22 protein-coding genes are annotated in these 18,326 nt (G+C 33.2%); 5 read left to right on the forward strand and 17 right to left on the reverse strand.

All coding sequences use genetic code 11. The features are described from left to right. Positions 1-15: 15 nt before the first annotated feature. From ACR1PN_RS10610 to pepE, 10 genes are all read right to left on the reverse strand, one after another. Positions 16-528 carry a hypothetical protein gene (locus ACR1PN_RS10610; RefSeq protein ID WP_378171918.1) on the reverse strand — a complete coding sequence of 171 codons (513 nt, stop codon included), beginning with the start codon at positions 526-528 and terminating at the stop codon, positions 16-18. Between the two features lie 20 nt (positions 529-548). After that, positions 549-1,661 carry a hypothetical protein gene (locus ACR1PN_RS10615; protein WP_433980021.1) on the reverse strand — a complete coding sequence of 371 codons (1,113 nt, stop codon included), beginning with the start codon at positions 1,659-1,661 and terminating at the stop codon, positions 549-551. A 58-nt stretch (positions 1,662-1,719) separates the two neighbouring features. Further along, positions 1,720-2,616, reverse strand: coding sequence for a phytanoyl-CoA dioxygenase family protein (locus tag ACR1PN_RS10620; protein WP_433980022.1), 897 nt, complete (start codon positions 2,614-2,616; stop codon positions 1,720-1,722). A gap of 108 nt (positions 2,617-2,724) precedes the next feature. Next, positions 2,725-3,633 carry a hypothetical protein gene (locus ACR1PN_RS10625; RefSeq protein WP_433980023.1) on the reverse strand — a complete coding sequence of 303 codons (909 nt, stop codon included), beginning with the start codon at positions 3,631-3,633 and terminating at the stop codon, positions 2,725-2,727. Beyond that, the gene (gene radC / locus ACR1PN_RS10630) at positions 3,630-4,307 is read right to left on the reverse strand and encodes a RadC family protein (protein ID WP_433980024.1); all 678 of its coding nucleotides are present in this window, start codon (positions 4,305-4,307) and stop codon (positions 3,630-3,632) included. Before radC ends, ACR1PN_RS10625 begins: the two co-directional genes overlap by 4 nt. A 116-nt stretch (positions 4,308-4,423) precedes the next feature. After that, entirely contained in the window at positions 4,424-4,996 is a 573-nt protein-coding gene (locus ACR1PN_RS10635; protein WP_433980025.1) for a murein L,D-transpeptidase catalytic domain-containing protein, read from the reverse strand. A gap of 175 nt (positions 4,997-5,171) precedes the next feature. Then, entirely contained in the window at positions 5,172-5,840 is a 669-nt protein-coding gene (locus ACR1PN_RS10640; protein WP_433980026.1) for an ABC transporter ATP-binding protein, read from the reverse strand. A gap of 61 nt (positions 5,841-5,901) precedes the next feature. Beyond that, entirely contained in the window at positions 5,902-7,065 is a 1,164-nt protein-coding gene (locus ACR1PN_RS10645; RefSeq protein WP_433980027.1) for a sensor histidine kinase, read from the reverse strand. A 7-nt stretch (positions 7,066-7,072) separates the two neighbouring features. Then, positions 7,073-8,443: a D-alanyl-D-alanine carboxypeptidase/D-alanyl-D-alanine endopeptidase gene (dacB, locus tag ACR1PN_RS10650; RefSeq protein ID WP_433980028.1), complete on the reverse strand. Its 1,371-nt coding sequence runs from the start codon at positions 8,441-8,443 to the stop codon at positions 7,073-7,075. Between the two features lie 192 nt (positions 8,444-8,635). Further along, complete coding sequence (gene pepE / locus ACR1PN_RS10655) at positions 8,636-9,328, reverse strand: dipeptidase PepE (protein ID WP_433980029.1); 693 nt, start codon at positions 9,326-9,328, stop codon at positions 8,636-8,638. A gap of 184 nt (positions 9,329-9,512) precedes the next feature. Between pepE and ACR1PN_RS10660 the strand changes: the two genes are divergently transcribed. Next, complete coding sequence (locus tag ACR1PN_RS10660; protein ID WP_433980030.1) at positions 9,513-10,070, forward strand: hypothetical protein; 558 nt, start codon at positions 9,513-9,515, stop codon at positions 10,068-10,070. A 34-nt stretch (positions 10,071-10,104) separates the two neighbouring features. Here the strand turns inward: ACR1PN_RS10660 and ACR1PN_RS10665 are convergent, their stop codons facing one another. Then, positions 10,105-10,590 (reverse strand): YdeI/OmpD-associated family protein, encoded by a 486-nt coding sequence (locus ACR1PN_RS10665; RefSeq protein ID WP_433980031.1) that lies wholly within the window; start codon positions 10,588-10,590, stop codon positions 10,105-10,107. Between the two features lie 218 nt (positions 10,591-10,808). Between ACR1PN_RS10665 and fsa the strand changes: the two genes are divergently transcribed. After that, positions 10,809-11,462, forward strand: coding sequence for a fructose-6-phosphate aldolase (gene fsa, locus ACR1PN_RS10670; RefSeq protein ID WP_039372485.1), 654 nt, complete (start codon positions 10,809-10,811; stop codon positions 11,460-11,462). A 102-nt stretch (positions 11,463-11,564) separates the two neighbouring features. Here the strand turns inward: fsa and ACR1PN_RS10675 are convergent, their stop codons facing one another. After that, positions 11,565-11,993 carry a DoxX family protein gene (locus tag ACR1PN_RS10675; RefSeq protein ID WP_433980032.1) on the reverse strand — a complete coding sequence of 143 codons (429 nt, stop codon included), beginning with the start codon at positions 11,991-11,993 and terminating at the stop codon, positions 11,565-11,567. A gap of 65 nt (positions 11,994-12,058) precedes the next feature. Next, complete coding sequence (era, locus tag ACR1PN_RS10680) at positions 12,059-12,934, reverse strand: GTPase Era (protein ID WP_378171945.1); 876 nt, start codon at positions 12,932-12,934, stop codon at positions 12,059-12,061. Between the two features lie 136 nt (positions 12,935-13,070). Here era and ACR1PN_RS10685 point away from each other — a divergent pair, with 136 nt between their 5' ends. The 3 genes from ACR1PN_RS10685 to ACR1PN_RS10695 all read left to right on the forward strand — a co-directional run bounded on the left by ACR1PN_RS10685 (position 13,071) and on the right by ACR1PN_RS10695 (position 14,862). Next, a complete protein-coding gene (locus tag ACR1PN_RS10685) occupies positions 13,071-13,634 on the forward strand; it encodes a Crp/Fnr family transcriptional regulator (RefSeq protein ID WP_433980033.1) in 564 nt (187 codons plus the stop codon). A gap of 158 nt (positions 13,635-13,792) precedes the next feature. Further along, positions 13,793-14,119 (forward strand): DMT family transporter, encoded by a 327-nt coding sequence (locus ACR1PN_RS10690; protein WP_065721920.1) that lies wholly within the window; start codon positions 13,793-13,795, stop codon positions 14,117-14,119. Positions 14,120-14,157: 38 nt separating this feature from the next. Continuing rightward, entirely contained in the window at positions 14,158-14,862 is a 705-nt protein-coding gene (locus tag ACR1PN_RS10695; protein ID WP_433980034.1) for a T9SS type A sorting domain-containing protein, read from the forward strand. A 49-nt stretch (positions 14,863-14,911) separates the two neighbouring features. Here the strand turns inward: ACR1PN_RS10695 and ACR1PN_RS10700 are convergent, their stop codons facing one another. The 4 genes from ACR1PN_RS10700 to ACR1PN_RS10715 all read right to left on the reverse strand — a co-directional run bounded on the left by ACR1PN_RS10700 (position 14,912) and on the right by ACR1PN_RS10715 (position 18,086). Beyond that, a complete protein-coding gene (locus tag ACR1PN_RS10700; protein WP_433980035.1) occupies positions 14,912-15,679 on the reverse strand; it encodes a class I SAM-dependent methyltransferase in 768 nt (255 codons plus the stop codon). Next, positions 15,679-16,488, reverse strand: a complete 810-nt coding sequence (map, locus tag ACR1PN_RS10705; protein WP_433980036.1) for a type I methionyl aminopeptidase — start codon at positions 16,486-16,488, stop codon at positions 15,679-15,681. The genes ACR1PN_RS10700 and map overlap by 1 nt, the downstream gene beginning before the upstream one ends. Before the next feature lie 92 nt (positions 16,489-16,580). After that, the gene (locus tag ACR1PN_RS10710; RefSeq protein WP_378171954.1) at positions 16,581-17,012 is read right to left on the reverse strand and encodes a BT0820 family HAD-type phosphatase; all 432 of its coding nucleotides are present in this window, start codon (positions 17,010-17,012) and stop codon (positions 16,581-16,583) included. A 96-nt stretch (positions 17,013-17,108) separates the two neighbouring features. Continuing rightward, on the reverse strand, positions 17,109-18,086 hold the full coding sequence (locus ACR1PN_RS10715; protein WP_378171956.1) for an acyl-ACP desaturase: 978 nt from the start codon (positions 18,084-18,086) through the stop codon (positions 17,109-17,111). Positions 18,087-18,326: the final 240 nt, after the last annotated feature.

Genomic DNA, 18,326 nt, shown 5'->3' on the forward strand with positions numbered 1-18,326 from the left:
ATATTTATTATTTAATTAAGCTATTATTAAAATTTCTCTCCTTAAATCTTCGATGGTTGCACCGATGTAGTCATTATCATTCATGTAATTCATAATGAAAACGGTTTTATATTCAGTAAGATCAGGATTGTTATTAAGACTTTCGTACGTTTTATGAAGCAAATCTATGACTGCATTTTTAGAATCTACAATATTCTGCCATGAATTTTTCGTTAAATAAAGCTGCTGCGAAGCATTATATTCAAATTCTTCGTTAATGGTTTTTTCTGTAAGAAATATAAACTCATGTGCTGCAAGATCTTTATCAAATTTCTGAACAAGGTTGGAAGGTTTGATTCTCTCTAAAAAAAGCGTCATTCTTTCGTAAGAATGGGTTTTGTTTTCGGAATTTGATTTTACAGAAAGGAGCTTGATTTCCTGATTTTTTAAATTGATATAGGTGTACACAAATTGTCTCAGCAAAACCAAAAAAGGAATTGCGATCACTAATGCGGCTGCATAAGGTAAATAATCTGAAAAATCTGTCATAATTTGAGGTAGCAAAATTACTAATTAATTGGGTCTTGGGAAAGTTTTTTGAATAAATCTTCTTTTGAAGACAGAATATAGATTAAACCTAAGATAATCAGATGGTAAAAGCCAATCATCATCCTGTTGACCAAAATCGGAAAAACAAGAAATCTAACGAAAACTGAAAGATAAATAACTCCGAAAAAGAGATGCGGCATCCAATTTTTTTTATTCATTGAAAATTTATTGTAAACAATAATCACAACAAAAATTAAAAGTAAAAGAAAATATGATGAATTAAATTCAAGTAATATCTTAGATTTAATATAAGTGAAATAATCCATGAATTTAAAATGGTCGGGATTTGAAATCGGATACAGCTGAACTTTCGTAAACTGATTCATAAACAAGACCGACCATGAGATCTGATTAAAATACTGCACCAGAGCGAATGAAAAAAACAGGTACAGGAAAGAAAAAGCCAATTCATAATTTTTGATACTCAAATCTTTCTTTTTAATAAAAATCAATACATATAAAAATGAATAGAAAATAAAATATTCAGGTCTGGTTAAAATACATAACATTGCAAAAACTGTTGCCACGAAAAAACTTCTTTTAACAAGAAAAAAATAAAAGCTTACCAGCAGAAGCAGACAAGATAAAGTATCCGGTGAAGCATGTCTTGCCGATTCTAAAAGAGGTTTAAAAATCGAAAACAAAACGGTAAGCAAAATCGCCAGACTATGATTTTTCAGGATTTTGCTTAAAAACAAAAATATAAATCCAAGAATTAATACATAAGATAATATTGAAATCAAAAAAGTAGAAGTTGATGCTTCAAAACCAGCTTTAAAAAACAAAAGATTGGTGAAATTATAGAAAGGTTTTACTGAAAAAAGCTGAAGTTCTTCTTCAAAGATCTTAGGATTCTCGGAAATGGTTTTATAATAAGTATTTTCGCCTTTTGCTGTCTCTTCGTGGGAAAAATCAGACTCAAACATCCCTGGTCTTTTTTCGTTCAGTTCGGTAAAGACTTTCTGATGAATTTCTTCAATTTTCATTTCAGGATATTCCGTCTTGTACAGCAATCCCATATAAGCTTCCATATCGACATTGTAATACTGATGCGTATACAGATAATACGACATCACACATAGATATACTGAAAAAAAGATTTTCAATAAAATATCAAAACGTTTTATCATTTTAAAGCTCAAATAAGGCAGGTCGTTGCGTCACCTCGTGATAACAAATGCTTTTTTCATCAAAATAATGATATACCAGACTTTTTCTCGTTCTTGTTTTATCTAAATGAGGTTCTCCACCGTGAAGAATATTAGCATGCCAAATCAAAAGATCTCCTTTTTTTGCTCTGAAAATTTCTTTTTTTAATCCTAACTCTTTCACTTTATTTTCGAGGAAATCTTCATAAGCAAGATAACTTTTCTTACCGATTTTGAAAGCCGTTCCTTCATTATCATAATCTGAATTCAGGAAATACGGAAGTTTATGACTTCCCGGAATGTAATGTAAAGCACCATTATTTTCATCAATATCTTCAAGGGCAATCCAGACTCCGAGAAGTCCGCCTAAAGGATATGTGGTCATGTGAATGCTGTCGGAATGCGTTTTTTGCTGACTTCCGTTAATGAAATTAATACTTTGAAATAATTTGGCATCACCGTCAATCAGAACAGATAAAAATTCGAGTAAATTCTTATCATTCCCGATGTTTCTGATGATTTCCGAATGATGAATGACAAACATCAGCTTCCCGCCATAACGAAACTTTATCGTTCCGGCTTCCATGAGTTTTTCAATTTCGTCATTGATCTGATCTGCGGTTTCAGGTTTCAGATAATTCCTTAAAATTAAATAACCATTATCATCAAAACCTTGGGCACTATGTTGGTTTTCTTCTGAAAGATTTTTATAAAATTCTGTACTGAAAAGCTTTTCCGAATCTAATTTTCTTTCATTTTCAGGCAAATGAGCAAAATCTTTACTTGAAATGCTTGAGAAATAAGATTTATTGAGACCGTATTTTCTGTAAAGCGGGATATTATGCTGTAATTTTTTTTTATTGAAAAAATTATAAATCATGTAAGGCAATTTGTAATTGCGGATCTTCTTTAGCATTGCTATCAGTTTGTAAATACCTGTATAAATGTATGAAATATATTCAGAACTAATCTAAATAGCGTGATTAAATTAACGTTTCATGATAAATTTCAAGCTCAGTAATTTTTTGATAATATCTTTTTTCGAATATTCAATAAGGTGATAAGGTCGAAGTTCCGGTCTGAAACCTCTGAAAAACTCTTCTACATTGGGAATTTCGCTTCCTTCAAAATCAAAAATTTTAGTTTCAATGTTTTGTTTGATGCACGAATCGATCAAGACAGAAGCACCGGAAATTTTTACAGAATCTTTATCATTAAAAGTTCCCAAAAGCGCTACTGTATGCTCATCAAAGTAAGTAGCGATTACATTAATGATTCTTCTGTTCAGGTAAAACGCTGAAAATTTAAGACAACCTTCTTCAAACATTTTTTTGAAAATTAAAATGAAAGAATGAATGTCTTCTTCTTTACTTGCCCCTATAAAATTTTCTTTAATAAAATATTCTGCCTCTCCGAAGGTGATTTCTTTTGTTTCCGAATTGTTTACAATATCTTCATCCAGCCTTAGTTTCCTTTTTCTTTTCGGAGAGTATTTTGCATAAACCGTTTCGTAGTTTTCAGGAAGTATAAGGAAGTTCTTTTTGGATTTTAATGATGATTTAAATTGATTAAACTCGTTAAAAGCATAAATTCTGATCAGGTAATTTTTTTCTAAAAAATTCAAAAATAATTCATTAATTTCTACGTGGTCTTCTTTAGAAAAAACTCCCAATTGCTGACAAAGCATGGGATTGTGAACGATTTTTATTCCCGATTTGAAAACATACGGAACAGGCATTACGGCTTCATAATCATTGTAAACAAGCAGTTCCCATTTTTTATCGGATGTAATATCCAGAAACGTTTTTGTGGCAGAATACTTACGCTGTACGGCGTTTTCGAGACAGAGCGTATATTTTTCAAAATCAATTTCATGGTATAGTAATCGTCTAATCATAATAATCCTTCGTCTGCGAAACTCAGATATGAGTTTTGGGTAATAATTAAGTGATCCAAAAGCTGAATGCTCATCAGCTCTCCTGCCTCTTTCACTTTTTTAGTTATAGTAATATCTTCAGAGCTTGGTTTAAGATTTCCTGAAGGATGGTTGTGAGAAATAATAATTCCTGTCGAAAAATGTTCCAAAGCTGTTTTAAAAAGTATTCTGATGTCTACAATTGACTGATTGATTCCACCTTGAGTTAATTGCTCAACATGTAAAACTTTATTATTTTGGTTAAGAAAAAGTGCCCAGAATTCTTCAGTTCTTAAATCTGCTAAATGTAATTTCAATAGATTATAGGCATCTTTACTACTCGAAATTTGTGGTTTTTCGGGAATTTCCTGAGCGGCTCTTCTCCTCCCGATTTCCAAAGCTGTTGCAATAGAAATGGCTTTTACTTCACCCACTCCTTTAAATTTCATTAAATCTTTTATCGTCAGTAAACTCAACTGATGCCAATTGTTATTCACTGAAGCCAAAATTTTTCTTGCCAATTCTACAGCGGTTTCATCTCTGCTTCCGCTGCCCATAATGATGGCTAAAAGTTCAGAATCCGAAAGCGAATTTTTACCTTTCAGTAAAAATTTTTCCCGTGGTCTGTCGTCTTCAGCTAAAAATTTTATAGACATGATTTTAGGATTTAGGCTATTGGAGTTAGTTGTTAGTTATTGAAAATATTTATTAATCCATTTTTTATTTTATCGAATAGCAATCCAACAACCATCAGTAAAATCCATCAACTAAATTAATAAAAAGCATACAAAATAATGCTCTTTTTAGATTGGTCTAAATGCTTTGCTGTTTCATTGAAAGCTTTTGTGGAAAGCATCGGACAACCCAAGCTAAGGCAAGCTAAACTTTGTGATTCTTTATCCGGAATACAACCAAAAGAATGCAGAACAATTGCGCGTTGCATGGCGTTACTGTTGGTAGAATCCAATCCGTTTAAACGATAAGCTTTTCCGAATTTACCAACGTAACTTTCCTTTATTTCATATTTGCCTAAGGAAGACTGGTAAGAACCTTCGATATTGGAGAATTTCAGATGAGTCGATTTTGGAATGACTGATCCTGAACCGTGAGAAACAATGGCTTTCTGAATAATCTTATCATTTTTCAGATCATACACAAAATAGCGGTATTTTCCGGAATGAATTTTAAAGTTAATAAAAACTGCCAAATCTTGATTGTAGCTTTTATTTTTGATATAATTTTTAAGTTCTGAAACTTTTTCTTTTGGCAATATTTCTGCATTTTCCTGAGCTTTTGACTGGCTGCAAGAAATTAATAAAAGGAATGCAAAGAGTAAAGATTTCATATTTATCTTAAAATTATTTTTAAAATATTTTTTACCGCAAAAGATTCAAAAGATTTTTATTCGATTAAGCTATTCAAGAGCTAACAAAACGATTGTGGATTTTTTACATATTATAAACTTTTGAATAGCTATTTTTCAATCATTTCGGTTGCATCTTTTGCGGTAAACATTTTAATTATTCGATGATTAATCCATCTTTCATTACCAATTTGCGGTCAGTAATTTCAGCCAATTGCGGATTGTGGGTTACAATCACAAAAGTCTGGTTGTATTTATCTCTTAAATCAAAAAACAAACGGTGAAGATCATCTGCATTTTTCGAATCTAAATTTCCTGTTGGTTCATCTGCATAAATAATCTTCGGTGAATTGATTAAAGCTCTTGCTACGGCAACTCTCTGCGCTTCACCACCTGATAACTGATTAGGTTTGTGATGAATTCTTTGTCCGATCTTAAGATCTTCAAAAAGATCATACGCCTTCTCAATCATTTCTTTTTCATTCGCTCCCGCAATTTTTGTCGGCAATAAAACATTTTCTAACGCAGTAAATTCTGGAAGAAGCTGATGAAACTGAAAAACAAAACCAATATTCTGATTTCTGAATTTCGAAATCTGCTTATCGCTCATATAAATAAACGGCTGATCGTTCAAGAAAATCTCGGTGTCGTATTTCTGAGGATTAGAAGGGCTGTCTAAAGTTCCTAAAATCTGAAGAAGTGTAGACTTTCCTGCACCGGATTCCCCTACAATAGAAACCACTTCGCCTGCTTTGATGTGAATATCAACGCCTTTCAATACTTCCAGATTTCCATAAGATTTATGGATATTTCTTGCTTTAATCATGCTTCAAAAATAGTGAAATTTTTGCTTTCTGCTTCCAGCATTTAGCTTTTGAATGTAATTTTTACTGTTCTTTTTCTTTTCTTATTAAAATTCGGAAAGTTGTTCCTTTTCCGACTTCAGTCTGAGAAATTTTAATGTCACCGTTATGATATTCCTGCACTACTCTTTTAGCTAAACTTAAGCCTAATCCCCAACCTCTTTTTTTTGTGGAATACCCCGGTTTAAAAGCATTCTGAGCCTGATATTTTGTCATTCCGCTGCCGTTGTCTTTCACTTCGACCAAAATGTTTTTATTGCGTTCGAAAACAGACATTTGCAGAATACCCTCTCCTTTCATCGCATCTACAGCATTTTTTACCAGATTTTCAATCACCCAGCTCATCAGGATTTTGTTGTGCGGAACCTGAATATTGTAGGTTGGAAGCAAAAGGGTAAAATTTATTTTCTTTGAAATTCTTGTCTTGAGATAATCGAAATTTTCCTGGATGGTTTCGTTAAAGTTGGTATCATTCAGTTCCGGTACAGAGCCTATTTTTGAAAATCTTTCCGAGATTGTTCTCAGTCGGTTGATGTCTTTTTCAATTTCAATAACGCCATCCGAATCCGGATTTTCCATTTTCATGATTTCCATCCAGCCCATCATCGAAGATAGCGGAGTTCCGATCTGATGCGCTGTTTCTTTTGCTAAACCAGCCCAAAGATAACCTTCGTCGGTTTTTTTAACCGTTCTTAAAAACCAGAATGAAAATAAAAAATAACATAAGACAAAGAAGCCCAGAAGAAATGGAAAATACTGAAGGTTATTGAGAATTTCAGAATTATCGTAATACACAAACTGATCGTTTCCACCCTGAACTTTTATTTCGATGGAAGGATATTTTTTCTCCATTCTTTTTGCCTCTGCAATGATGTTTTGAGAATCATCTCCTATTTCTTTAGACAGGTGTTTATACTCAATAATTTGATCGTTCTTATCGAGAATAATCATCGGAATGGTTGTGTTTGAGCTGTAAATGGCAAGAAGCAATTCCTGAACTTCTAAACTCGGTGTCATATCCTGCTGAAATTTCAGAGCTTTAACCAAAATATCAACTCTTTTTACTTCTTCCTTCTTCAGATAATTAACCACCAAAGTAGAGGTAATAACGATGGATACAACAACCAAAGTCATCAAAGAAAAAATAAACCAGTTGTTGAATCTGGCGAAAATGGATCTTTTTTTCAATCTGAATTTATTTTAAAACATTTAAAATCTTCTGCAATTCTGTGCTTCCGCTTCCCTGATAATTATTAATGATAATGGCATAAACATATTTTTTTCCGTCTTTGGAAGTATGATAACCTGCATAAGATTTAGTGTCTCTCATCGTACCGCTTTTCATTTTCATGCCGTTATCCTGAGTAGGAAATCCTTCATAATAGGCGTCAAACCAAGATTGTTTTTTGGCATAGATCAAAGCCTGAACTTCCGCTTTTGCAGAAACGTAATTCTGTGGAGAAAGTCCGCTTCCGTCAGCGAAATTAATCATGTTAGCATTAATTCCTCTTGATTTCCAGAATTCTTTAAGGTAAACAATACCGCTTTTAAAACTCGGGTTTCCTTTCTTTTCTTTTCCTAAAGTTTTAATTAAATTTTCTCCGTATAAATTCACCGATTTCCTTAAAAACCAATACACTATTTTGTCTAAAGTTGGCGATTCATAGGTAAGAATAACATTATTTTTTGGAGCTTCCAGAATTTTTTTGCCATCGATTTCAAGTTGAGAATTGGTCATCACTTTTCCTGAAATTTCAATTCCTGATTCTTTCAGCCATTTTTGAACTTCAACACCCAATTGTAATGGCGGATTTGGCACAGAACCGGAAACCGTAACCGTTTTTGAAGGTAAATTTCCGTTAATTAATGCGACGTCAGAATGTGGAGCGGTAAAAATCAAGCTTTGATCTGAGCTTCCCGCAACTTTCACATCATTCAACCATTTTACGCCTTCCAAAGGATAGGAAAAACTTTTAATGTCACTTCCATTCATGTTTATATCGAATTGGTTTTCACGCCAGTTGACTCCCCAAACTCCTGCTCCGTAATAATTTCCCAAGTCATCCCATGGCCAACCTCCCGGAATGGTCTGATGATCGAAATAAGAATCATCAATAATTAAATCTCCTGAAATTTTTGTAATTCCCGATTTTTTTACCGCTTCAATCAGTTTTTGTTTAAAATTTTCAGGTTTGTAGCCTTCATAACGCCAACTTCCTAAAGTAGGATCACCATTTGAACTGATAAATAGATTTCCATTTAAATTTCCTCCTGAAATATTTCCTGAATATGATGAAGTTGTTTTATAGGTGTAATTTTTGCCTAAAGTTTCCAAAGCTGCCGCTGCAGTGAAAATTTTCTGCGTTGAAGCCGTTGAAAGTCCTTTATTTCCCTGAAATTCATAAATCAGATTTCCGCTTTCGTCTGAAACATAGAAAGATAAATTTGCTGAAATTGCCAATGAAGAATTCATCAGGTTTTTTGTAGCATCATCTAATTTTTGAGCAATATTCTGAGCAAAAATAATTTGTGTGGAAAGAAAAAAAAGTACAATATATTTTTTCATAAATAAATTTCCGGAAATAAATGTTTAAAAATTAATGAGATTATTTTTTCTTACAATAATGCAAATTTGTTGTCATTTTGTCATTCCGTAGGAATCTAAACTGCCTTATTTTCAGTGTGTTGAGATTCCTACGGAATGACAAACAAGCTGTAAAATCTAAGCTATCATAAATTACAGACATTCATAAACCAATTATAATTCTGTTCCTGATTTAATTTCGTAAGGTTCTTTTCCTTTTTCGAAAATCCTTGTCAGTTCGTTTCCTTCAACGGTAATTTTATCACCGATTCTTCGGATCCAGTTTCCTTCGCGAAGTCCGACAACCTTAATGTCATTCTGCGTCAAAAATTCTTTGATTCTGGTTTCTCTCGTTTCTCCATTGTGTTTCAATTCCGGATTCGGATCTAAATAATGTGGATTAATATTAAACGGAACCAATCCCATACAATCGAAACTTGGCGGATAAACAATCGGCATATCGTTCGTTGTTTTCATATTTTGTCCACCGATATTGCTTCCAGCACTACAGCCTAAATATGCTTTTCCGGTTTCTACGTTTTGTTTTAAAACAGACATCAGATTTTCTTCATGTAATGTTTTAACCAACAAAAAAGTGTTCCCACCGCCTGTAAAATAGCCTTTTGCTGATTTTAATGCTTCGGTTTTATTCTCAAATTCATGCAATCCTTTTACATTGATACTGATGGTTTCAAAAAAAGACTTTGCTTTCGTCGTATAATCATCATGTGAAATTCCGCCTGGTCTTGCAAACGGGATGAAAATGATCTCGTCGATTTCTTTATATAATTCGATTAATTCTTCTTTTAAATATTCAAGATATTCTCCGCCAAAAAGCGTTGAAGTGGATGCTAATATTACATTCATAAATAAAAAGCTGCTTAATTATTAAAACAAAGATAAACTCAAACGCAGTAAGAATCAAAAATTACGCTAAAAAACATAGTAAAACCGTTAAGAAACTCAAAAAAAGCTTAAAGGCTCTAAAAGAATGAACATAAAACAAATTTGAATCTGCTAAATTAGCTTTAGTAATTTTAAAATAGAGAATATGAAAACGGTTAAAATTAATATCAAACAATTATTTGCAGGATTAATGCTAATAGGAAGTACAGGAGTTTTATTTGCACAAACGACGCCACAAGGCGAGACTACAAATACCCAAACTTCAACAACACAAGCACAAACGAACCCGACTATTGAAGGTTTGAAAAAGCAAATTGAAATCAATCCAAAAGATGTAGAGTCTATGGCAAAGCTGGCAACCGCTTATCAGGATGCCACAGATTGGCCAAATGCAATAGCAACCTGGAAAAAAATATCTGTTTTGTTACCAGATTGGGCGCCATCATATTATAGCCAGGCTTACTCGTACCAATCTGCAAAAGATGATGCGAATGCCAAACTTTCTTACGAAAAATACATTTCAATGGTAAAGCCGGAAGAAATTGAAGCCAGTAAGAAAAATTTAGCTTATGCCTATTTCTTTATCGCATTTAACGAACAAAAAGATAGTCCCGATAAGGCAAAAGAGCATGTTGCAAAGTCTCTTCAGTATGATCCGACTAATCAGGATGCTGTAAAGTTGAGCCAGGCTCTTAATTCATAAAAATCAAAAACCGAAGGATATTTCTTCGGTTTTTTTATTTGATATTTTTCCCGAAAAAATCTGTTTCTCCTTTTAAATGACTGATAATTTTTTCAATATTCCTCTGAATGCTTGTTTCTGTTTTTAAATTATTGATATAGCGAATCAATTCTGATTTTCTTGAATGAGTGAGGTTTTCAAAGTTTTCTAAGACTAAAGAATTTTCTTTAATTGCTTTTTCTAAGTCGGGATGAATAGAAACCGTTCGTTCAGAATCATCAAATTCAACACTAATTTCAAGCATTTCGCCAATTCTTTTCGGAGAATTTTCAAGCATGGTTATATTAATATATAACCGCCAATCTCCTAAATATTTCATTAAGTTTTGTCTAAAGCCTTTTCCATTCACTGTGCCTTTCACAGGAATCGGGCTTTTATTCTTTCCTGATGTTTCAAATATTTCATCTAAAATTTCATCAGGAATAAAAACGAATGGATTGATTCCGATGATGTCGAGTTTGGCGGTGAATAAGTTTTTCATTGAAGTAAAAGTAATTATTTTTAATTTTAAATGGGCTGATTCTTAAACACCACCCCGTCAAAAATTTCTTTGAAATTTTCGCCATTGCTCCAAAGAAAGGGAATTTATTTTGTATTCCAAAATTATAATCCGCATATTAGATCTCGTAACCCCAGAAAATAATTTCGCACTCAAAATGGATTGTTTATCTTTGTGAAATCTATAATAATTTAAGAAAAATGAAATTTTTTATTGACACTGCTAATTTAGAGCAAATTAAAGAAGCTAAAGATCTTGGAATTCTGGATGGTGTTACAACCAATCCATCTTTAATGGCAAAAGAAGGAATTCAGGGAGCTGAAGCGATTAAAAATCACTATAAAGCAATCTGCGAAATCGTTGACGGAGATATTTCTGCTGAAGTGCTTTCTACAACTTACGAGGAAATGATCAAAGAAGGAGACGAGCTGGCTGCCATTCACCCGAATATCGTTGTGAAAATCCCGATGATCAAAGACGGAATCAAAGCGTTGAAATATTTTTCAGATAAAGGTATAAAAACCAACTGTACTTTAATTTTCTCTCCTGGACAGGCTCTTTTAGCGGCTAAAGCGGGTGCAACTTATGTTTCTCCCTTCTTAGGAAGATTAGATGATATTACAACAGACGGTTTAAATTTAATTCAGGAAATCAGATTGATTTTTGATAATTATATGTATGAAACTGAAATTTTAGCAGCTTCAATCCGTCACTCAATGCACATTATCGACTGTGCAAAAATCGGTGCAGATGTTATTACTTCGCCACTTCCTCCAATCTTGAGCTTATTGAAACACCCGTTAACAGACAGTGGTTTGGCTCAGTTTGTTGCTGACTCTCAGAAATTGGCTTAATAATTTGAAATTCGAAGTTTGAGATTTGACCTTCTTAAACTTTTCGCATAAAAAATCCCGGAACATTTTTGTTTCGGGATTTGTATTTATATCAGATCAAATTTACCAATCGTTAGCTCTTTTTCTTTTTTCGATCATATAATCAACTGAAATTTTTCCAGCTCCAAAAGCAATGATTATTAAATAAATTGAAAGATAAAGTAAACTCATTTCACGTTTATCAAAACCATCTGCTCCATGTACAAAGAAAGCAGCGATTGCCATTGTAAAGATTAAAAATCCTGCTGCAACTCTTGTAAATAATCCCAAAATCAGGAAAATTGAACAAATAAATTCTGCAAAAACGGTTAACCCGAGTGAAATTTTAGGCCCCAAACCTAAGAAATCGTAGAATTTGATATCACCACCATCGATCAACGTTTGAAGTTTAGGATATCCGTGGGAAAGCATCGCAAATCCCACAAACAATCGCACAATAAAAATTATAATATCAAAAATTAATGGATTAGTCTTTGAATTTACGTAGCTCATCGATTGAAAATTTGATTAAAGATAGTAAAATCTTTTAATACAACGATGGATATTGAGTTTTTAGTTTATCTATACCCAAAATTTTTCAAATCTCTGTCGTTTTTTCTCCAGTCTTTTTTCACTTTTACAAAAAGATTTAAGTGAATTTTTTTTGCAAAGAATTTTTCCAGATCAACTCTTGCTTCCGTTCCCACTTTTTTGATGGCTTCACCTTTATGACCGATAATAATTCCTTTCTGCGTATCTCTTTCAACGTAAATAATAGAATCAATGAAAATAATTCCTTCCTTTTCTTTGAACATTTCAGTGACCACTTCCACAGAATACGGAATTTCTTTTTCGTAATTTAAAAGAATTTTCTCTCTTATAGCTTCATTCACAAAGAAACGTTCAGGTTTATCCGTGTACATGTCTTTATCATAGTACGGCGGATTTTCCGGAAGCATTGATTTCAGTTTCGGAAGAATAATTTCTGTGTTGAAAGCGTTTAAAGCTGAGATAGGAAGAATTTCAGCTTTAGGAATTCTCTCGTGCCAATCTGAAACAAGCTTTTCCAAGCCTTCCTGATTGGTTTGATCTACTTTATTCAATAACAATAAAACCGGAACCGGAATCTTATTTAGTTTATCAATTAAAAATTCAGAAGGTTCAGCTTTATCGGTAACATCTACAATGAAAAGAAAAACGTCTGCATCCTGCAAAGAATCCTTTACAAAATCCATCATTTTTTCCTGCAAACCGTATTTCGGGTCTAAAACTCCAGGAGTATCCGAAAATACAATCTGTAAGTCATCTTCATTATAAATTCCAAAAATTCTATGTCGAGTTGTCTGAGCCTTTTGGGTTACAATAGCCAGCTTCTCTCCCATCAGCTGATTGAGAAGCGTTGATTTTCCGGCATTTGGCTTGCCAACGATATTTACAAATCCTGCTTTATGCATTTATTTTGTTTAAAGTTTAATGATCTAAGTTTAAAGTTTTGCAAAGTTAGTAAAACAAAAATTGGATTTTGGTCTATATTAAAATTAGATGATTAAAAAAGTATATTTTTGAAGAATAATTAATCCTGACTTTCTCATGGAAATCGATCAGATCATCAATAGCATCTTTCCGCTTCCGGAATTATCCAAATTAAATTTAATTCAACATATTTCTGAAGTAAGCCATTCTAAAGGTTTTTGTCTGATGGAAGCCAATAAAGTCATTCCCTATATTTATTTTCTGAAAAAAGGGATCGTTCGCGCTTACGCATCAACAGAAAATAACGATATTACCTTCTGGTTCGGTACGGAAGGCGAACCTGTTGTTTCGATGAAAAGCTACGTGGATGAAAAACCAGGCTATGAAAGTATTGAACTTTTGGAAGATTGTAATTTTTATGTTTTAGAAACCTCAAAGCTGAAAAATTTGTTTAATGAAGATATTTATATTGCGAATTGGGGAAGGAAATTTGCTGAACGGGAATTGGTGAAAACTGAAGAATTGATTATTTCAAGACAATATAAAACGGCTTTAGAACGGTATAAAGATTTGCTCAAGGAAAAACCTTATTTGTTGCAAAGAGTTCAGCTTGGTCATATTGCTTCTTACTTGGGAATTACACAGGTGAGTCTGAGCAGGATTCGTGCGGAAATTAAGTAATTTCAAAATTTCAAGTTCTCGCAGATTTTGCTGATTAATCAGATTTTTTCAATCAGCGTATCTGCTAAATTAAAATTCAACAATAAATCTTTTTTTAACATTTGTAAAATTTTAATCCAGTAGAAAGTCTCAACTTTGCGGCATAAAACTATTTAATAATGAACTGGATTATTTTAATCATTGCCGGATTATTTGAGGTGGCTTTTGCTTCATGTTTAGGAAAGGTAAAAGAAACAACCGGAAACGAAATGTACTGGTGGTTTGGCGGATTTTTGGTTTGTCTTACAGTTTCCATGCTTTTGCTTATTAAAGCCACAGAAACTTTGCCGATAGGAACCGCTTATGCAGTGTGGACTGGAATTGGTGCTGTAGGAACCGCTTTAGTTGGAATTTTTGTCTTTAAAGATCCTGCAAGTTTCTGGAGAGTATTTTTTATCTGTACTCTGATTGGTTCTGTAATTGGTTTGAAAGCAGTTTCTCATTAATTTTAGAACATTATTTCTTATATTTGGGAAAAATATTTATGAAAACAAAATTATTTTTTCTTTTAATCACATGTTCTTTATTTGGTCAGAATGCTGAGCTTTTAAATAATAACTGGTATGTTTCTCAAATTGTCACGAACGGGCAGACAACAAGTGCTGTTCCACTACCTTTACCTTTGGGAGCATCTAAATTTGCATTAAGCGGATCTGATTATGTATTCGTTTCTTACTATTTTAATACAGCAGGCAATAATATAATCTTCTCATCAACGCAGAACAGCTTTACTAAAAATCAGAGTTCATGTACATTAGCACAATATGTTGGAGTAAATCAAGATGCAGTTAGAGATTTTGATCAGAAACATTGTGATTTTTATGTGAGTTATGTTCCTATAGGAACTGTTTTTAATTATCAAATTATTAATAATGGAAGCTCAAAAATACTTGCCGTAAGCAATTCAACCACTGGTAACATAATCTATTATAATAATTCAATTTTGGGTACGAAGGAAAATGCTTTGAAGAAAACATTTAGAATCTATCCCAATCCTTCGAGTGACTTTTTGATTGTGGAAAATATTGATAAAAATGTAAAGGTGAAAATTTATGATATATCAGGTAAAATGATTTATGAGACTTTATCGTCCGGTAAAGCATTAAAGATTAGTACTGAAAATCTTCAAAAAGGTCAATATATTTTAAATGTAGAAAATTCCAAATCTGAATTTTTCATCAAGAATTAAATCTCAATTCCATAAACAAAAACGGCTCCAAATCCTGAAGCCGTTTTTTTTATTTCTTTAAAACAATCGGTAAAATCTCGTTGTGTCTTAATCCGTATTTCTTTATTTCGGCATCAGAAAATTCTTGTGAATAGAAATTAGCCTGAGCTTCAAAACCGGCTACTTTCAGACGGTCAAAATAATCCATTCCGTACCAACGAACATGATCGTATTGCCCGAAATGTTTTTGGCGTTCTTTAGGATCTGTAATCGTAAAGTCTTCATACGTTTTTTCGAGAGAGTTTTTCATCGGAACCTGCAAAATTCCCCAACCTCCCGGTTTCATGACTCTGTAGAGCTCGCTCATTGCTTTAGCATCATCCTCAATGTGTTCCAAAACATGGTTACAGAAAATAATATCAAAGCTATTATCTTCGAAAGGGAGATTCAGAATATCTGCTTTTACATCTACAATGGGAGAATACAAATCGGCTGAAATGTAATTCAGATTACTCATTCTTTTGAACTTTCTCAGAAATTCCTGTTCGGGAGCGATATGTAGAACTTTATAATTTTTAATGAAAAAATCGGTTTCATTCTGAAGATAAAGATACATTTGACGGTGTCTTTCAAGGCTTAAAGTTCCCGGCGATAATGCATTTTTTCTTTGTTTTCCATATCCGTAAGGAAGAAATTTCCTGTATGATCTGCCATCAATCGGATCATAAAACTGATCTCCTTTAAAAAACTGATAAATAAGTGGTCGCGCCCAGATGCTCATTTTGATCAACATCGGACGCGGAATTTTATTTAATAAAAACTTAGTCAGCTTTTTCATTAAAAATCTAATTGAAAAGCCTTTTCTTCATCACTTACGATTCCTAAAGCCTCGTAAATATAATCGAAAGTTGAAAGTAAAACTGGTTTACCATTAATCACACAAACATCGTGTTCGAAGTGAGCAGAAGGCTGATTATCAAGTGTGGTAACTGTCCAACCATCATTATGGAATTTCACTTTTTCGGTTCCTAAATTAATCATCGGTTCAATGGCAATTGCCAAACCATCTTTAATTACTTTTCCGCTTCCCTGTCTTCCATAGTTCGGAACTTGTGGATCTTCATGCATTTTCTTTCCTAAACCGTGACCAACAAGCTCTTTTACAACGCCATATCCTTCTTTTTCACAATGTTTTTGAATAGCATAAGAAATATCTCCGATTCTTTTACCTCTTACGCACTGCTCAATCCCCTTGTAAAGAGATTCTTTGGCAACTTTCAGTAATTTTTTTGTTTCAGGTTTTACTTCTCCGATTTCGAAAGTATAAGCGTGATCTCCGACATAACCGTTAAGAATTGCTCCACAATCCACAGAAAGAATGTCTCCTTCCTTTATCTCATCCTTATTAGGGAAACCATGAACAACCTGTTCGTTTGGTGAAATGCATAAAGAATTCGGAAAACCTCCGTATCCTAAAAATGCAGGTTCAGCACCATGATCTTTAATAAAATCGTGTGCCAGTTTATCTAAGTATAAAGTAGTGATTCCCGGTTTGATTTCTTTTGCCAACATTCCTAATGTTCTGGAAACCAACCTTGCACTTTCTTTCATAAGACGAAGCTCGTCTATCGTTTTTAAATGAATCATTTATCAAATTTGAGATTTGAGATTTGAAGTTCAAAATTTTGTAAACATTTCAGAATGTCAAATTTCAAACATCAAATTTCAAATTAATATTATTACCAAAAAAGGCCTTTCTTTTTTTCTTTTTTCAGTTTTGAATAAGGTAAAACTTCTTTACCTTCAACACGAAATTCAATTCTTTCGTTGATGATATTGTAGATTTCTCCCCATCCCGGAAAACCACCTAAGTTTCTGTCATCAATAAACCAGTCTGCATCTAATTTTCTTGATTGTGTTTCAGAATCAAAAACTTCACCTTCAAAACTTGAGTTAATTGCATAGAACTCAATTCCGTTTTGTCTGCAGAATTCTACAGCTTCATCCAAGGTTTTCCCGTGTCTGTACGTCCAAAGTATCAGTCTAAAGCCTTGAGCCTGAAGTTTTTTTAGGGTTTCGAAAGCGAAAATTTTAGCTTTACCGATTGCCGGATAAGCATCATCTACGATAGTTCCGTCAAAATCAACAGCAATTTTCTTATTATTTAACATTTTGTTGCGTTTTTAGCTGGGCAAAGATACTAAATAAATAAAAAAGTGCCGAAAAACATTCGGCACTCCAATTTATAATTTATTGTTAAAATCTGATTATTTTTTTACCCAAGAGAATTCAAACTGTAAATCCGGTGTTGCAATTCTGTCGGTAATTTTCTGTAGTCTTGATGGAAGTTTCATTAAATATTCCTGAGCTTTCTCTGCTTTTTCGGTAAGACCACTGATGTGCTCAATCTTCCATTCATCCAAAAGATCTTTCAAAATATTGATGTAATCCTGACCTGTATACACCATACATCTTTGCGCTGCGTCTGAGAAATGACCCCAAAGTTCACCCGCTTTCTGACCAGACTGTCTCATCATGTGAGCCGGCATCACGATTTTCTTACGCATCATATCTTCAAATGCCAAAATCATTTCTGAAGGATCTAATTCTAAAATTTTAGTGACGAAGTGTTTGTAAGCTTTTGCATGTCTTGCTTCATCGGCAGCAATTACGCCACACATTTTTGCCAGTTTTCCGTTTCCTGACTGTTTTGCCAAAGTACCTACTCTTCTGTGCGAAATATTGGTAGCTGTTTCCTGAAAACTTGTATAAACGAAGTTTCTGTATGGATCCATACTTGTTCCCAAATCGAAACCATCGCTGATTAAATACTGAGTGGTAATTTCAACTTCTCTCATATTTACTCTTCCACACAGATAAAGATATTTGTTTAGCAAATCGCCATGTCTGTTTTCTTCAGCTGTCCAGGATCGTACCCAGTTTGCCCAACCTAATCCGCTTTCCTGATCTACACCATCTACACCCATTAACCAAGATTCGTATGAAGGTAATGCTTCTTCTGTAATACAGTCACCAATCAAAGTAACAAAAAGATCGTAAGGCATTTCACGGGCAAAAGTCTGGATTTCGTCTAAATCGTATTTGAAATCCTCACTTGAAGGATCCGGTAAAAAATCTGAAGGTTGCCATATTTTTTCAATCGGAGTCAAAAATTTCTCAAGAAAAGAACTGACTTCCTTTTCCAAAATACCCATTACCTCTTTTCTTACGAGCTTATTGTACATCTAAAAATTAAGTTTATAATTTGCAAAGATATGATTTATTTATTATTTGAGGCATAATATTATATGTAACTCATAACAAGAAACCTGTTTAAACTTTTATTTTTCTTAGAAACAAGATAGAGAAAGCTAAATAATGTAGATTTATCCAAGTGATATTCAATTTTTCAAACCTTATTAACAGCGCTTTGAAACTATCCAACCAAGCATTGGCTTTCTCTATCTTGAATCTTCTTTTATATA

Origin of the sequence: Chryseobacterium sp. RLHN22 (genome assembly GCF_051011795.1) — a bacterium.
Classification (GTDB): Bacteria; Bacteroidota; Bacteroidia; order Flavobacteriales; family Weeksellaceae; genus Chryseobacterium; species Chryseobacterium zhengzhouense.

What these genes read in the sequence shown, in the direction of transcription:
- ACR1PN_RS10610 (WP_378171918.1), bottom strand. Translation starts at nt 528, where the DNA reads ATGACAGATTTTTCAGATTATTTACCTTATGCAGCCGCATTAGTGATC.
- ACR1PN_RS10615 (WP_433980021.1), bottom strand. Translation starts at nt 1,661, where the DNA reads ATGTCGTATTATCTGTATACGCATCAGTATTACAATGTCGATATGGAA.
- ACR1PN_RS10620 (WP_433980022.1), bottom strand. Translation starts at nt 2,616, where the DNA reads ATGATTTATAATTTTTTCAATAAAAAAAAATTACAGCATAATATCCCG.
- ACR1PN_RS10625 (WP_433980023.1), bottom strand. Translation starts at nt 3,633, where the DNA reads ATGATTAGACGATTACTATACCATGAAATTGATTTTGAAAAATATACG.
- radC (WP_433980024.1), bottom strand. Translation starts at nt 4,307, where the DNA reads ATGTCTATAAAATTTTTAGCTGAAGACGACAGACCACGGGAAAAATTT.
- ACR1PN_RS10635 (WP_433980025.1), bottom strand. Translation starts at nt 4,996, where the DNA reads ATGAAATCTTTACTCTTTGCATTCCTTTTATTAATTTCTTGCAGCCAG.
- ACR1PN_RS10640 (WP_433980026.1), bottom strand. Translation starts at nt 5,840, where the DNA reads ATGATTAAAGCAAGAAATATCCATAAATCTTATGGAAATCTGGAAGTA.
- dacB (WP_433980028.1), bottom strand. Translation starts at nt 8,443, where the DNA reads ATGAAAAAATATATTGTACTTTTTTTTCTTTCCACACAAATTATTTTT.
- pepE (WP_433980029.1), bottom strand. Translation starts at nt 9,328, where the DNA reads ATGAATGTAATATTAGCATCCACTTCAACGCTTTTTGGCGGAGAATAT.
- ACR1PN_RS10660 (WP_433980030.1), top strand. Translation starts at nt 9,513, where the DNA reads ATGAAAACGGTTAAAATTAATATCAAACAATTATTTGCAGGATTAATG.
- ACR1PN_RS10665 (WP_433980031.1), bottom strand. Translation starts at nt 10,590, where the DNA reads ATGAAAAACTTATTCACCGCCAAACTCGACATCATCGGAATCAATCCA.
- fsa (WP_039372485.1), top strand. Translation starts at nt 10,809, where the DNA reads ATGAAATTTTTTATTGACACTGCTAATTTAGAGCAAATTAAAGAAGCT.
- ACR1PN_RS10675 (WP_433980032.1), bottom strand. Translation starts at nt 11,993, where the DNA reads ATGAGCTACGTAAATTCAAAGACTAATCCATTAATTTTTGATATTATA.
- era (WP_378171945.1), bottom strand. Translation starts at nt 12,934, where the DNA reads ATGCATAAAGCAGGATTTGTAAATATCGTTGGCAAGCCAAATGCCGGA.
- ACR1PN_RS10685 (WP_433980033.1), top strand. Translation starts at nt 13,071, where the DNA reads ATGGAAATCGATCAGATCATCAATAGCATCTTTCCGCTTCCGGAATTA.
- ACR1PN_RS10690 (WP_065721920.1), top strand. Translation starts at nt 13,793, where the DNA reads ATGAACTGGATTATTTTAATCATTGCCGGATTATTTGAGGTGGCTTTT.
- ACR1PN_RS10695 (WP_433980034.1), top strand. Translation starts at nt 14,158, where the DNA reads ATGAAAACAAAATTATTTTTTCTTTTAATCACATGTTCTTTATTTGGT.
- ACR1PN_RS10700 (WP_433980035.1), bottom strand. Translation starts at nt 15,679, where the DNA reads ATGAAAAAGCTGACTAAGTTTTTATTAAATAAAATTCCGCGTCCGATG.
- map (WP_433980036.1), bottom strand. Translation starts at nt 16,488, where the DNA reads ATGATTCATTTAAAAACGATAGACGAGCTTCGTCTTATGAAAGAAAGT.
- ACR1PN_RS10710 (WP_378171954.1), bottom strand. Translation starts at nt 17,012, where the DNA reads ATGTTAAATAATAAGAAAATTGCTGTTGATTTTGACGGAACTATCGTA.
- ACR1PN_RS10715 (WP_378171956.1), bottom strand. Translation starts at nt 18,086, where the DNA reads ATGTACAATAAGCTCGTAAGAAAAGAGGTAATGGGTATTTTGGAAAAG.